Annotated in this window: 13 protein-coding genes; 8 read left to right on the top strand and 5 right to left on the bottom strand. The window is 33.3% G+C overall.

Annotated features, from left to right (window positions below):
• Positions 1 to 37 precede the first annotated feature (37 nt).
• A complete protein-coding gene (locus RR643_RS01815) occupies positions 38 to 916 on the top strand; it encodes an alpha/beta hydrolase (RefSeq protein ID WP_332468907.1) in 879 nt (292 codons plus the stop codon).
• Here the strand turns inward: RR643_RS01815 and RR643_RS01810 are convergent.
• On the bottom strand, positions 906 to 1,853 hold the full coding sequence (locus tag RR643_RS01810) for a S66 peptidase family protein (protein WP_332482137.1): 948 nt from the start codon (positions 1,851 to 1,853) through the stop codon (positions 906 to 908). The two genes, RR643_RS01815 and RR643_RS01810, sit on opposite strands and share 11 nt — an antisense overlap.
• Positions 1,854 to 1,935: 82 nt before the next feature.
• Between RR643_RS01810 and RR643_RS01805 the strand changes: the two genes are divergently transcribed.
• The 7 genes from RR643_RS01805 (at position 1,936) to RR643_RS01775 (ending at position 10,915) form a co-directional block, all read left to right on the top strand.
• Positions 1,936 to 4,020: an ADP-ribosylglycohydrolase family protein gene (locus tag RR643_RS01805; RefSeq protein WP_332482136.1), complete on the top strand. Its 2,085-nt coding sequence runs from the start codon at positions 1,936 to 1,938 to the stop codon at positions 4,018 to 4,020.
• A gap of 15 nt (positions 4,021 to 4,035) precedes the next feature.
• Positions 4,036 to 5,124 carry a BMP family lipoprotein gene (locus RR643_RS01800; RefSeq protein ID WP_332468910.1) on the top strand — a complete coding sequence of 363 codons (1,089 nt, stop codon included), beginning with the start codon at positions 4,036 to 4,038 and terminating at the stop codon, positions 5,122 to 5,124.
• A gap of 61 nt (positions 5,125 to 5,185) precedes the next feature.
• Complete coding sequence (locus RR643_RS01795) at positions 5,186 to 6,745, top strand: ABC transporter ATP-binding protein (protein WP_332482135.1); 1,560 nt, start codon at positions 5,186 to 5,188, stop codon at positions 6,743 to 6,745.
• The gene (locus RR643_RS01790) at positions 6,738 to 7,805 is read left to right on the top strand and encodes an ABC transporter permease (protein ID WP_332468912.1); all 1,068 of its coding nucleotides are present in this window, start codon (positions 6,738 to 6,740) and stop codon (positions 7,803 to 7,805) included. The genes RR643_RS01795 and RR643_RS01790 overlap by 8 nt, the downstream gene beginning before the upstream one ends.
• Positions 7,792 to 8,715, top strand: a complete 924-nt coding sequence (locus RR643_RS01785) for an ABC transporter permease (RefSeq protein ID WP_332468913.1) — start codon at positions 7,792 to 7,794, stop codon at positions 8,713 to 8,715. The genes RR643_RS01790 and RR643_RS01785 overlap by 14 nt, the downstream gene beginning before the upstream one ends.
• Positions 8,715 to 9,641 (top strand): nucleoside hydrolase, encoded by a 927-nt coding sequence (locus RR643_RS01780; RefSeq protein ID WP_332482134.1) that lies wholly within the window; start codon positions 8,715 to 8,717, stop codon positions 9,639 to 9,641. The genes RR643_RS01785 and RR643_RS01780 overlap by 1 nt, the downstream gene beginning before the upstream one ends.
• Complete coding sequence (locus tag RR643_RS01775) at positions 9,638 to 10,915, top strand: amidohydrolase (protein ID WP_332468915.1); 1,278 nt, start codon at positions 9,638 to 9,640, stop codon at positions 10,913 to 10,915. Before RR643_RS01780 ends, RR643_RS01775 begins: the two co-directional genes overlap by 4 nt.
• A 90-nt stretch (positions 10,916 to 11,005) precedes the next feature.
• Here RR643_RS01775 and fic read toward each other — a convergent pair whose 3' ends face one another.
• From fic to RR643_RS01750, 4 genes are all read right to left on the bottom strand, one after another.
• On the bottom strand, positions 11,006 to 11,863 hold the full coding sequence (gene fic / locus RR643_RS11665) for a protein adenylyltransferase Fic (RefSeq protein WP_442878010.1): 858 nt from the start codon (positions 11,861 to 11,863) through the stop codon (positions 11,006 to 11,008).
• 75 nt (positions 11,864 to 11,938) lie between these two features.
• Entirely contained in the window at positions 11,939 to 13,528 is a 1,590-nt protein-coding gene (locus RR643_RS01760; protein ID WP_332482133.1) for a sulfatase family protein, read from the bottom strand.
• Positions 13,515 to 14,396 carry a ribokinase gene (gene rbsK / locus RR643_RS01755; RefSeq protein ID WP_332482132.1) on the bottom strand — a complete coding sequence of 294 codons (882 nt, stop codon included), beginning with the start codon at positions 14,394 to 14,396 and terminating at the stop codon, positions 13,515 to 13,517. The genes RR643_RS01760 and rbsK overlap by 14 nt, the downstream gene beginning before the upstream one ends.
• Positions 14,397 to 14,409: 13 nt before the next feature.
• Entirely contained in the window at positions 14,410 to 15,498 is a 1,089-nt protein-coding gene (locus tag RR643_RS01750; protein ID WP_332468918.1) for a radical SAM/SPASM domain-containing protein, read from the bottom strand.
• Positions 15,499 to 15,525: the final 27 nt, after the last annotated feature.

Here is a 15,525-nt window from a genome sequence, read left to right as displayed (position 1 = left end):
TTGTTATAATTGAATCAATAGATAAAGGAGTACAATCATGGAATTATGTAATAAATTAAAAAGTTTTTTAGAGTTTGACCAAGGCCATATGGATCCCTCTTTATTTCCAATTCATGAGTTAGATATTACCTACTATGGCAACCAAAAATTAGATGTGTATTTACCCGATACAACCCCAACTAAAAAACCGACCATCGTTGTAGTTCATGGTGGCGGTTGGATTAGTGGATATAAACAATCGAAGTTTATGCATGGTATGATCAAAATTGTAAATTATGGCATGAATGTAGTATCTATCGATTATTCACTTTCTGTTGATGCTCGCTATCCGCAACAAATCGTTGATATTAAACAAGCATTACTTTGGGTTGAAAATAACGCAGATAAATATCATTTTGATTTAGAGAACTTACATATTTGGGGTGAATCCGCAGGTGCTCATCTTGCACTACTTGCAGGATTAATCCAAGACACTCAGTTACTAGGTACTCCTATTCCACAACCAAAAACAAAACTAAAAAGTATTGTTGCATTTTATCCAGCTATCGACACAACTAAAATGGAGAAACAACTGATTGATCTTGGTTGTACATTCACAAGTGATACAAGCATCTATGATGAAGATGGTCTTATCAGTTTACTCATAGGAAAAGAAAACTTCTTCAAAGAAGAAGTCCTATCTACACTAAATCCAACTACATTTATCCAAGAAGATATGCCCCGTATTCTCTTACAGCATGGTACAGGTGATCGCTTAGTACCTCATCAACAAAGTATTGATTTTTATAACGAAGTTACTTCGAAGTACCCAAATCAATCCATTACTCTAGAATTATTTGATGATGCAATTCATACTGATGACATCTTTTTTACTGATACAAATATTCAAAGAATTGTATCTTTCATTAACGAGTAAAATCATAATCAATTGAAAATCTTTGATTGATAACACTTACTTTTGCATAAGCTCCATTTACCATAGGTATCGTTGGATATGTATGACCAAATTCCACATCATAAATTACAGGTATATCTAATTCTAAATCTAATAATGCTTCAGTGATTGTAACATCAAACGCTGGTTCATCATTTCTTAGTTTACCAATTAGAATACCTTTTATTTTGTTCAAATATCCAAGTTCTCTTAATTGCCACAAAGTACGTTTCATACCAAGCGAATTTAATTCATACGCTTCTAAATACAAAATCACATCGCCTTCATACTGTTCAATAAATGCAAGAGTACCATCGTATTGTGTTTGAAGAAGATTCATAATTACTTCTACACAACCACCTAATAATCTTCCTTCAATCATTGTATTTTCATTCGTAATCGTTTGTGTCGGTTGATCTAAGAACTGATAAAACAGATGTTGCTTACCCATTAATAAATTAATCAATGCTTGACTTGCTTCTTTGATTTGTAATGAATTAAATTCTGATATGCACATGCCATATAGTGATGCGATATTTGATTTCGTCGCAAGTGGCTGTATGAAACATGTATTATCTGAGTATCCAATAAACCATTTTGGTTTTAACTGTTTTATTCTTTCAAAGTCCAAGTATGGCAGTATTTCATTCATAATCTCTCCGCCTGCACATGACCAAAGAAAATCAATTGAATCATCTTCGTAAAAGTCCATTAATTCTTTCGCACGAATTTTTGGTAAATTACTTTGTCCTTTTTCTAAGTTATAAATACTTGGGCATTCGACTAGTCGAAAGCCCATCTCTTGTAATGATTCTTTTGCGATGATGTAGTTATCATAATATGGTTCACCTGCAACACCAAAGGATGGCGCTACAACACCGATTGTACTTTTATCTTGAATAAATTTTGGATAAATCATATTTCTACCTCCAAAGCAATTGTTAAGTATGTTAATCTTATTATATCTAAAATGGATACGCAACCAAAAGGAGGATATACGTATGGATTTTAAAACTGCATATGAAAAAATATATAGTGCTTGGATGGGTAAAATCATTGGCATTCGATTAGGTGCTCCTGTTGAAGCTTGGACTTATGACGAAATTAAATCAACCTATGGTACAATCAATGACTATGTTGTTGATTATGGTGTATTCGCAGCTGATGATGACAGTAATGGACCACTCTTCTTTAAAGAAGTTTTACGCAATAAGAAAATAAAAGATATTACTGCACAAGATATCGCAAACACAATGTTAAACTACATCCCTTATGAACATGGTTTCTTTTGGTGGGGTGGAAAAGGGATATCAACTGAACACACTAGTTATTTGAATTTAGTGAATGGAATTGAACCCCCTCTATCTGGTTCATCAAAAACAAATGGCCAAATCATGGCAGAACAAATTGGTGGTCAAATCTTTGTGGATTGGTGCGGATATTGTTCACTTGGTGATCCTCATGTTGCAAAGAAATTAGCATATCTTGCTAGTTCAATCACTCATGATCAAGATGGTATAGAAGGTGGCGTTTATGTTGCCGTAATGATTGCGCTTAGTTTTACTTATACTGATACTTATCAGATTGTAAATGATGCATTAGATTATATTGATTCATCCTCAACTTATTACCAAGTAGTAAAGGACATCATTCGCTATTATGACGAAAACCCTGACGATGAAATGAAATGCTTTGATTATATTTTATCTAAGTACAGCTACGATCATTTCCCTGGTATGTGTCATATCATTCCAAATATTGCGATTATGATTCTAGCTCTTCTTTATGGACATAATGATTTCACAAAGACCATGACTCTTCTTTGCACCCTTGGTTATGATACAGATTGTAATTGTGGAAATGTTGGTTCTATCATAGGTTGCGTTGTTGGAATTAATCATATTGACCAAAAATGGATATTACCAATTAATGATATTCTTTTAGCATCGAGCAACAATGGATATTTAAATCAAACTACTGTAAGTGATAGTGCATATGAATTCACACGACTTGCATTTGAATCAAACGAATTTGAAATACCAAGTAACATGCGTCGTAATCCACAATTCACAAGTTATGCTTTTGATTTACCGTATGCAACAAAAGGATTTGTAACACATTCTTCTCGTTATTGTGAATCAAATTTAAAACAAGAAAATAATCAATTAAAAATAATTTTAAATAACTGTTTTAAAGGATACGATTTGGACGTAAATAAAATTACATATTTTTTACCTAATGATATTTATGATGCTCGTTATGACCCGCTATTCTCTCCACAAGTTTTTCCTAATCAAACCATTACCGTAAGTCTACAAAATCCATTGAGTTGTCATCTCACTTGTTGTATTCGTGTTTGGTATACTGATAACACAATCGAAGATTCTCCCCTTACTTTATTGGAAGATCAACTAACACTTCAACATCAAATTACTCAAACCAGTAAAACTGTTCATAAGATTGGTATTCATTTTGAATTCAATGAGCGCATCATGAGAAAATATATTATGATTCAATCTTTCTCTATCGATCATACAATGAAATCTTATGTTGATTTCCGTACTCATCAACCTTGTGATTTTGGTTTAACATTTGGCGAAGATCAATGTATCAATCCATTCTTCTTTAGTCTTCATAAAGGTAATCTCGATTACACAAATCTTGGTGTAGAATTAAAGAGTAATGATGATGCATTCATTCAAATGGGAAATCCAAACGTGAATCAAAGAACAGTAGAATTCAATTGCAATTTTGATTGTGATGAAACTCATTTTTGTTTTAGTTCTCGTGGCTATACAGACTTTGTCTCATTAAAATTTGTTGATGGTCAACCCATTTCTTTATGCATTCGAAATGGATTAAATATTACGGAAACATACAAATCAGGATTAATATACAAAAAATCGAATTCTACATTGAAAGTCATTAGTACTTGTGATTTAATTAATGTACATATAGACAATCAAAGCGAATCAATACCTGTAAGTCTAAACCAAGATGTCTTAGGTATGTTCGGATTTTATATTAAAGGAAACGGAAAAGTATCATTAATTGATTGTAAACTGGAAGGACAGTTTTCAATATAAAACAGGAGGAATGAAATGAAAAAGATTTTAGCAGTACTTTTGGTTACGCTACTCGCTATCGGACTTGTTGGATGTTCAGGAAAACCAGCAACTACTGATCCTGCAGCTACTGACCAACCTGAAGGTGAAAAAACAATTAAAGTAGCCTTATTGTTACCATACATTGGTGACCAATCTTACTTCGACATTGTTTACTCTGGTTTCCAAGAAATCAGTGCAATGCCAAACGTTGAAGCAAAATTAATTGAAATGGGTAAAGACAATAGTAAATGGGAAAACTATTACCTAGAAGCAGCTGAAGGAGGTTACGACTTAATTATTGGTGGTAACTGGGAAGCTGAACCTTCTCTTTACAAAATCGCAAAAGAATTCCCTGAACAACAATTCATCAACTTCGATTATAGTGCTCCAGAAGATTTGCCAAATGTTTATGCAATGACATACAAATCAGAAGAATTAGGTTTCTTAGCTGGTATTGTTGCAGCTACTGCAACTAAGACTGGTAACATCGGTGCAATCGGTGGTATGGATTCACCTTCTATCAATGACTTCTTTGGTGGATATATCGTAGGTGCTCAAGCAGTTAACCCAGATATCAAAATGTCATTCGGTTATGTTGGAAACTTCCAAGATGCTCCAAAAGCTAAAGAACAAGCAGACAACATGTACAAATCAGGCGTTGATGTAATCTTCCACGCAGCTGGTGGTGCAGGAAACGGTTTATTTGAATCAGCTTCAGGTATGGAAGGTGTTTGGGCAATTGGTGTTGACTCTGACCAATCATTAACATTCAGCGAAAAACCTGAAATCGTAAAAGTTATCTTATCATCTGCTACAAAGAATTGCGACAAAGCTTTAGTACGTGCATTCAATATGTATTTAGATGGAACACTTCCATTTGGTGAAAAAGAATTATTAGGATATAAAGAAGGCGGAGTAGGAATCGTTAAAAATGATGCATTCAATAACTACTTCACTGATGAACAAAAAGCTGCTATCGAACAACTTGAACAAGATTTAATCGACGGCAAGTTCGATATCCCTCAAATTCGTCTTGAAACAGACAATACAAAATGGGAAGAATTAAAAGCTGGCGTTCAATAATATTCATAAGTAATGCTCTACCCCATTGGTAGAGCATTATTTTTATTAGAAAGGGGATTGTATGGACGATATCATCTTAAGTTTAAAAGAGATTACAAAAGTTTACGATAACGGTGTATTTGCGAATCGTAAAGTAAGCATCGATTTCAAAAAAGGAGAAATTCATTCTGTTGTTGGTGAAAATGGTGCTGGTAAATCAACAATCATGAAGATTGCCTTTGGTATGGAAAAACCAAGTGAAGGACAAATTGTCTACAAAGGACAAAACGTTAGTTTTGAAAACTCAATGGAGGCAATTAAGCTTGGTATAGGAATGGTTCATCAACACTTCATGTTGATTCCAAGTTTTACCGTTGCCCAAAGCATTGTACTTGGTAATGAACCTGTAAAAAATAAATTCTTCATCGATTATAATCAAGCAATGAAAAAAGCTTCAGAACTCGCTAAGAAATACAATTTTGAAATTGATGTAAAAGCTAAAATAGAAACACTATCAGTTGGTGCAAAGCAAAAAGTAGAAATACTTAAAACTCTTTATCAAGATGCAGAAGTTATTATTCTTGATGAACCTACAGCTGTACTTACACCACAAGAAACTGATGCCTTATTTATTGAATTAAAAAAGTTTAAAGAATTAGGTCATACAGTAATCTTTATTTCTCATAAATTAAATGAAGTAAAACAAATTAGTGATCGTATTACTATTATGAAAAATGGAGAGAGTTGTGGAACATATGATGCTAAGGATATTTCAATTGAAAAAATGACTGAACTAATTGTAGGTCGCGAACTATCTACATCATTTGAAGATATTAAGAAGAAACTAGAAAATACACAAGCTGTACTATCAGTTGAAAACTTAGAAATTAAAACATCAAAAAAACATACACTACATGATATTAACTTCTCAGTTCGAACTGGTGAAATATTAGGTATTGCCGGTGTACAAGGAAACGGACAATCTGAACTAATTCAAGCTATTGCCGGTATGGGACCTTTTACATCCGGTACAATTCGTTTAAACAATGAAGACATTTCAACAATGCCAATTAAACTTAGAAGACAAAAAGGTTTAGCTTATATTCCTGAAGATCGTATGAAAGATGGAATTGCTGCAAATGCATCCATCAGTGATAATATTATTTCTACTTATTATGATCAACCAGAACTCAGTGGTAAATTCTTCATGAAAAACAAGAGTATCAAATCTATCGCAGATGGTTTGATTTCAAAATTTAGTATCAAGACATCATCAGGAAAAACAAAAATTGGTAGTCTATCTGGTGGTAATATCCAAAAGGTTGTAGTTGCGCGTGAATATCAAACAGATCCTCAACTACTTATCGCTGAACAACCTACTCGTGGTATTGATATTGGTAGTGCTAACTTTATTCATAATCAATTAATCGATTTAAGAAATGAAGGTAGAGCTATTCTACTTGTCAGTGCTGACTTAACCGAAGTTATGGACTTAAGCGATAAATTACTTGTTATGTATGATGGTGAAATCGTTGCCTACTTTGAAAACACAAGAGATGTTACAGATAAAGATTTAGGTCTATACATGTTAGGTGTTAAGAAACAATCTGATGAAGAAATAAGGAGGGCTTACCGTGTTTAAGAAAAATTCTGACGTAATGTTTGAGATTGTTAAAACACTTGTTGCTATCGCAATTGCCTTTCTCATCTCATTCATTATTCTCATGCTTGTATCACAAACTCCTGTTGATGCATTTGTTAAATTAATTACCGCACCTTTTACAAAGATAAGATACTTTGGTAATGTTCTTGAAACCATGGTGCCAATTGGCTTTGCAGGTCTTGCAACTTCATTACTCTTTAGAACTGGGTTATTTAATTTAGGTACAGAGGGTATTTATTACATTTGTGGTGTTGTTACTGCAACAGTAGCTTCTCAAATGTTTGGTAATGCATTCCTTGACCCAATCTTAACTATTCTTATTTCGAGTATCTTTGGTGGATTAGTTGCGTTAATTCCTGGTTACTTTAAAGCAAAATATAATACAAACGAATTAGTTGTATCCTTGATGATGAACTCTATCCTCTTTGGACTAGGCCTATTCTTCGTTAAAACATTTATCCGTGCAAGTGATGTTCCATCAGTTGCAAGTAATAAGTTTATGGAAACAACACGTCTACCTATCTTTATTCCAGGTACAAGAACACATATCGGTGTACTTGTCTTGTTTGTTGTAACAATTCTCATGTTCATCTTATTATTCAAAACAAAGCTGGGTTATAGTATTCGTATGACAGGACTTAATTCAAACTTTGCAAAATATTCAGGCATGAGTGCTTTCGCTTTATTCTTATCAGTTCACTTCATTTCTGGATTTATTGGAGGAATGGGTTCATCCATTGAATTATTAGGTATGTATGAACGATTTACGTGGGTCGCCTTGCCTGGTTTAGGATTTACCGGTGCGCTAATCGCTACCCTTGGAAAAAATAATCCATTTGGTGTATTACTTGCATCATTTGGTATTGCCTATATTCGTGTAGGTGCTGAAATCATGTCTCGTACAACAGATGTTCCAGTTGAAATGGCATCGTTTGTAGAAGCAATTCTTGTTTTCTTAATCATGTCTCAATATTTCTTAAAGAAATGGCGAGATCGTTCATTACTAAAAGAAGGAGGTAAAGCAAATGGAACAATATAAGGACTTAATCTTCAGTGCTTCATTCTTCTTTGTTGTTATTCGTGTATGCGTACCATTGATGTTTGCATCAATGTCTGCCTATACTGCTAACCTTTCTGGATTACCTAATATCGCAGTTGAAGGTATTATGTTAGTTGCTGCAATTATGGGGGTTCTTGGTAGTGTATGGACACACAGTGCTTGGTTGGGATTACTTATCGCTATAGGCTCTGGTGTGATTATGGCATTGATCCTCGTATTTAGTGCAATCAAACTTAAAACAACACCGATTATGGGGGGTATCGCATTAAACGTATTTGCATCAAGTTTCACTGTATTCTTATTATTCATTATTACAGGTAGTAAAGGTACTACTGCATCATTACCTAGTAAAGTATTACCAACAATTCATATCCCAATTATCAAAGATATTCCAATTCTTGGCGAAATTATTTCAGGTCATAACGTACTAGCTTATATCTGTATGATTACCGCTGTACTTGTTTATATCTTGGTATACAAAACTAAGTTTGGATTGCATATGCGCGCTAGTGGATTAGATGAAAATGCAGCGAGAAGCGTAGGAATTAACGTTAATCGCGTTCGTATCATTTCACTTATTCTATCTGGTGTATTAGCAGCTATTGGTGGTGCATATTTATCAATGGGTTACTTATCTTTCTTTACTGCAAACATGACTGCATCACGTGGTTGGATTGGTATCGCAGCTGAAGCAATGGGACGTGGTAACTTCATTACCGTTCTCTTAACAACTCTTGTTTTCGGTATCTTTGACGCCATCACAAACGTACTATCACTTACAAACTTACCAAGCGAACTTCTACAAACAATTCCTTATCTCGCTGTATTTTTCGCAATCATTGCGTATTCAATAAAAGAATACAATAAGAAGAAAAGGAACAATTCGTAATGAAGAGAAAAATCATATTTGATTGTGACCCAGGACATGATGATATCTTTGCGATACTCTTCGCATTGGCTCATCCTGAACAATTTGAAATCTTAGGTTTCGCAACTGTCGCAGGGAATCAAACATTAGAAAAAGTTAGTAATAACTTAGCGAATGTACTTGATTACTTGCACATTGATTTACCTATATACAAAGGTTACGACAAACCAATAACCAAAGCACTTGAGGTACAACCCCTTGCACATGGTGAAAGTGGACTGGATGGTCCACTATTTCCTGATAAGAAACACACCTTTCAAACAAAACACGCTTTAGAATTCTATAAAGAAATGTTAGAAACTCATGATCAAATTACAATCATCGCAATTGGTCCACTTACAAATGTTGCGTTGATGTTGAAAACATATCCACATCTTTCACATAAGATTGAATGTATCTCATGTATGGGTGGTGGTATTGCTGAAGGTAACATTCAAAAACGTTCAGAATTCAACATTTACCATGATCCTGAAGCCGCTAAAATTGTATTTGAAAGTAATGTACCAGTTGTCCTTAATCCACTTGAGGTATGTATTGCAGGAAGCATTACATTTGATGAGATGGAATCCTTCCACAATGACCATCATGTAAGTAAACTTGTTGATGATTTATTTGGATTCTATTCAAAATACAGTAGAGAACACAATTTAACTTCATCTCCTATATTTGATGTATGTCCTATTTATTACTTATATAAACCAGAACTGTTTAAAAGTTTTAATGCAAACATTTACATCGAACTTAACGGTGCCTACACTCGTGGTATGACTGTTACAGAAAGATGTGATACAAGTAAAACACTTGTGCTTTATGATGTAGAGCGTAAACCATTCATTGATGATTTCACGCAAAGTATTTTTGAATTAGATAGGAAGATAAATGTATGAAAGAATTAGCTTATGCCATCATCGATAAGTATCATGATGAATTTCTAGAACTTGCGGATACTTTGTTTAAAACTCCCGAGCTTGGATATAAGGAAGTAAAAACAAAACAAATTATCCAAACCTTCTTAACTTCACATGGAATACAAATTGAAAAAGAATATTTTCAAACAGGATTTCAAGTAACTATTGCCAATGCAGATAAACCACATATTGGATTAATTGCTGAACTAGATGCAATTCCTACAATAGGTCATCCTTGTTCTAATCCATTAGACAATGCTGCACATAGTTGTGGTCACTCAACGCAAGTCGTTATGATGATTGCATCCTTACTTGCACTAAAAGAACTCATTGATGAAAATAAACTTACTGGCAAAGTTACCTTGTTCTTTTGTCCCGCTGAAGAATTCATTGACATTGAATACCGTAAACAACTTATTGAAAACAAAACAATTTATGCCATTGGTGGAAAACAAAACATGATCATTGATCACATCTTTGATGATGTTGATTGTTGTCTTCACGCCCATGGCATGGGGGAGTTTAGAAAATATCGTTTCAATGTAAAATCTTCCCTTGCAGGATTTATTTATAAAAAATATCATTTCGAAGGAAAAGCATCTCACGCAGCAATGGCACCAAGCGAAGGAATCAATGCCTTATCCGCATGCAATCTCTTCCTACAAGCACAAGCTATGCTTAGAGAGACATTCTTAGACAGCGACATGAATCGTGTTCACGGAATCATTACTAACGGAGGAGACGTTGTAAACTCCATTCCAAGTGATGTTGTTTATGAAGCTTATGTTCGCTCATTCTCAACAACAACTCTAATGAACCTAAATGATCAATTATCTAATGCCGCTAAGCATTGCGCATATGCAATTGGTGCAAAATGTGAAATCGAAGAAATTAAAGGTTACTTTCCTTTTAATCAAGATATTGCTTTATCCGATGTTGTTTATCAAAATATGTTACCTTTTGTAAATCCTCTTGAAATCCAAACAGATGAAAAGAGTGTTGCGTCTGGTGATATTGGTGACTTAAGTTTATTCAAGCCAACAATTCAATTTGGATACACTGGTTTTAAAGGCACAATGCATGGTAAAAATCTTGAAGTAAGTGAACCTGATGTCGTTTATAATACAACATCAAAAATTCTTGTGGGATCAGTGATTGATTTACTCACAGATTCATCTTACTTAGAGAACATCCATTCATCATTCAGACCACAAATGACAATTGATGAATACATAAAATACTTAGAAAGTTAAAATAAAATATCCTGTTTATGCATTTAGTATTATGCATAATGAGGATATTTTTATTTTCCTATCGAGACATCATTGAATGTACTCCATCATTTAATTTATTTCCTCGTAATAATACGAGTAATCTATTCCTTTTATAATTAATTCTCGATCATAAATTGATTTTGTCAGTGCATTAGCTATTAACTTTCGAATTACTTGAGGTTGTGAAGGGCTTAATCGCATAGCATTCAAATAATCAATTTTATTAACCAATACCCAATTAACACATTTTTTTAATCTCTTCTTTAAAATTAAATCCAACCATATTCTCATTGCTCTTCCATTGCCATCCATAAATGGATGAGCAATGTTCATTTCTATATACTTATTAAGTATATCATCAAATGTTTCTTCGCTCATTTCTTCAACTTTCGATAATGTACTACTCAAATATTGAAAATTCGCAAATACAAATCCATCTTTTGATATATTTTTGTCTCTTATTTTTCCTGCATATTCAAAAATACCAGCGAATATGTAACCATGTATTTGTTGTAGCCCTTTTACTGTTCCCACTTCTATGGCATCTATCAAATTGTCATTGAATAATTCATATGCTTTCATTTTACTTTGTTCATCGAATGGGCTATCTTTCAACTTAATCCAATCGGTTAATTCCTGTCTATATTTATTTGGAAGCAATTCAATAAAAAGATTTATTCCTTCTTCATTTAAGACATCAACTTGATATTGTTTTCCGTCACTCGCTGTAAGTTTAAGCCTTCCACATTTTTCAGCTAATTCTTTGTGTCTTTGTTTAAATGTGTTCCAATATCTTCTTGAATTGTCACTTATATTCAAAGCTCGAACAATATCAGTAGCAGAAGACCACCATAAATTCGTTTCTTCATCCCATCTTGTTCGAACTGGACATTGATTTAAATTACGTATAGAAGTCTTAACAATCATCTTTATTCACTCCCTCTAATTGAAGTATAAATTAAATAAGTTCAGTTGTCCACAAAATGCGGACAACTGAACTTATTACCTGCCTAATTCTTCTTTCATATCTTGAATTTCTTCTTTTGTAAAAACGCCTTGTTTAATATAATACTCAGTATCCAATTCATCTAAATGAATTACTTCCTCATCTTTTATCGCTTCTATTAGTTCTTTCTTAAGACTCCATAATCCTTCATCTTCTTTGCGTAAATGCCTTGGAAATTGCGGCAAATTCGCTTCTCGATAGAAATGAATTTCCATCTCATCCATTACTACAAAACGATCATCCTCAATTGTATTAGGTAATCCATATTGTTTTTCATAACAGATAAGTCGATTATATAAATCATTTCGAATTGATTCCACACAATCTTTCATCGTTTCAATTAAATTTGTTGTTTCATCTGGATCATGAATCATATCAAATAATTCTTCACGACCTAAACTAAAGTAGTAATTGTATTTATACTCTTTTGTACGTATACTTACCCAACGGCGATTACCACGACAATGTTCCATGAATACTGCATCATGTTTTGTTTGATCAAATAATGATTTACCTGGTAATTTAGTTTTTCCTGGATAATCTAACTTCGCTACATCTAACATCGTTGGAAGCAAGTCATTCAGACTCACTAATTCATCACATACAGTATTCGATTTTAGTCGACTTGGATAGCGCACAATGAGTGGTACTCTACTTGATGAATCATAAGGTAAGAACTTTTGATATGTTCCATAATCACCTAACATCTCACCATGGTCACTTGTAAAGAGTATTAACGTATTATCATATTCCCCAATATCTTTTAATTTTTGTATAATTCTTCCAACATGGGTATCCACATGAGTGATAGCAGCACAATATAATTCTCTTGCTCTTCTTAAATAAGTTTCATTTGGGTAATCCGCAATGTTCTTATTCTCGATTGCTAAATTACTCAAACTTGTATTACTCGTTTTGCACATAGGGATTGCACGATCACGATACAAATCTTGATATTCACTTGGTACATCAAATGGTGGATGTGGTGCAATGAATCCTGCCCATATTAAGAATGGTCTTTCTAATGAAATGGTATCCAAAGTTTCAATTGTTTTATTCGCTACCCACGTTGTTCCATGATCTTCTTCTTTTACTAAAGACTTTTGCGGTTGCATATAAAGTAGATGTCGTACACCATGTACACTTTGTAGATTCGTATATCCTTTTCTACGTAAATACATTGTATAATCATCATCTTCTAGAAATCTTGGAATTTCATCCATCAATTCCAAACGGTTAAATCCATTGTGTGCACGATAAGGTTGAAAATGCATCTTCCCTATCGCTACTGTGTTATATCGATCATCTTGAAGAATCTCTGCAAACGTTGGTAAATCAAAAGGAATTGATTTAGATTCATCAAAGTAATTATCATCAAAGCCATGATATTTTGCGGTTAATCCCGTTAGTAAATTATGTCGTGCTGGAATACATACTGGATTGGGTGAGTAGGCATTTGTAAACAAACAGCCATCTTCCGCTAAAGCATCCAAGTTAGGCGTAATCATATAATCATATCCTGCACAATGCAATGTATCATAACGTTGTTGATCCGTTGTGATAAGCAAGATATTAGGCTTCTTCATATTCATTTACCTCTTCTAATGTTGGCATCGCACTTTGTGCACCAATTTTACCAATTGATATTCCTGCAGCTATGTTTGCCTTTTCAAGAGCATCCACAAGATTCATCTCTTGAGAAATAAATGTTGCAAGCGCACCATTAAATGTATCTCCAGCACCTGTTGTATCCACAACATTTACTTTTTTCGGTATAATGTGAACCAATTCATTACCGTTATGCATATAAGCACCTTCACTACCTTTAGTCATAATAATTTTACTTGGATATTTACTCAATACCTCTTCATAAGATTCATCAAACATAGAAGCTATTTCTGTTTCATTGGGTGTAAAATAAGTTACTTTATCAATAATTGATTTATCAAATGGTACAAATGGGGCAGGATTTAATATTGTCTTAATCTTATGTTCAAAACAGTAATCAATAATATAGAATACTGTCTTTAAAGGAATCTCAAATTGTAATACTACAATCTTTGCATTTTTAATTACATCTAGATAAGGTTGAATAAAGGCTTCATCTATTTTTTCATTTGCACCTTTGATAATAATAATTTGATTATCATTTTCTGCGACAGTAATTCCTGCAAGTCCTGTATTAGTATTTTCTAATATTTGGATTGATGATGTATCGACTCCATGTTGTTTCAAGTTATTTAGTGCAAGAGTTCCATAAGAATCATCTCCAACCGCACCAATAAACTTTACGCGTCCTCCAAGTTTACTTGCACTTACAGCTTGGTTAGCACCTTTTCCACCACAAAACACATTGAATGAGTTTCCAATAATCGTTTCTCCTTTTTTTGGAAAACGATCACTACTTACTACCAAATCAACATTGATACTTCCAATAACAACAAGATCACTCATCTCTCTATCTCCTCTAACAAGTCTTCGCAATTGCGATGATTTCTTTTTCTTTTGTTTCTAAAAAATCTCGTAACCCGCAATCATGTTCATCATAATAAACACCTGTCATACGTTTACAATTACCTCTACACATTTGTAAGTATGGACAATCATCGCACTGTTTACTTAACTCTCTTTTTTCTTGAATAAAGTCTTGGGTAATTTTTGATTTCGCGAGTTCTACAATCGTATCTTGATTGATATTACCAACTTTATATTGATCCAATACATAGAAGTCACATGGATACACATCCCCATTAGATTCAACGACAAACTGCATTGAACAAAACCCCATATATCCACATTGTTGCGGTGGTATTCCTACAAACATTGGAATAATATTGTCAAACAAAGTAACACTACGATAAATACCTCTTTTATATTCCTCATACCACAAATCAAAGAATTCTTTGTAGAAACTAGAAAATTCTTTAGGCTCTAATCCATAAACTGATTTATGATTGAATTCATTTAAACAAGGAATTAATTGAATATATGAAATATCCGTATGTTGATAAAACTCATATAATTTCTTTGCTTGTTTCGATAACGATGATGTTAATACCGTTAAGATATTAAAATCAATATCATTCTCTTTCAACATATTTATTGATTTCATTATTCGCTCAAATGTTCCTTGATTATTTCGATCTTCACGAATATCATCATGATTTTCTTTAAATCCATCTAACGATATCCCAACTAAGAAATGATTCTCTTTAAATAGTTTTATCCACTCATCATCAATCAATGTACCATTCGTTTGTATTGAATAATGTATTTCATGATAGTCTTCTTTATAACGATTTACTGTGTCTATAAATTTAATGAATGTTTCTACTTTAGCACATGTTGGTTCTCCACCTTGAAAAGCAAACGAAATCTGTGCTGGTTCTTTAAAATATCCAACAGTTTTCTTTACTATATTTTCTATTGTTTCATCATTGATAATGTCATAGCAGTACGTTTCTCGATTACTCGCAACATCATGATAAAAACAGTATTTGCATTTTAAATTACATAAGCTAGAAGCTGGTTTGATTAGCATTGAAAAATATTTCATATTATCACCTGGTATTATTATAAACTA

It is taken from the genome of Anaerorhabdus sp., assembly GCF_036637135.1.
GTDB lineage: Bacteria > Bacillota_I > Bacilli_A > Erysipelotrichales > Erysipelotrichaceae > Anaerorhabdus.
Note: the sequence above shows the minus strand (reverse complement) of the source record. Positions and strands in the feature narration are given on the sequence as shown.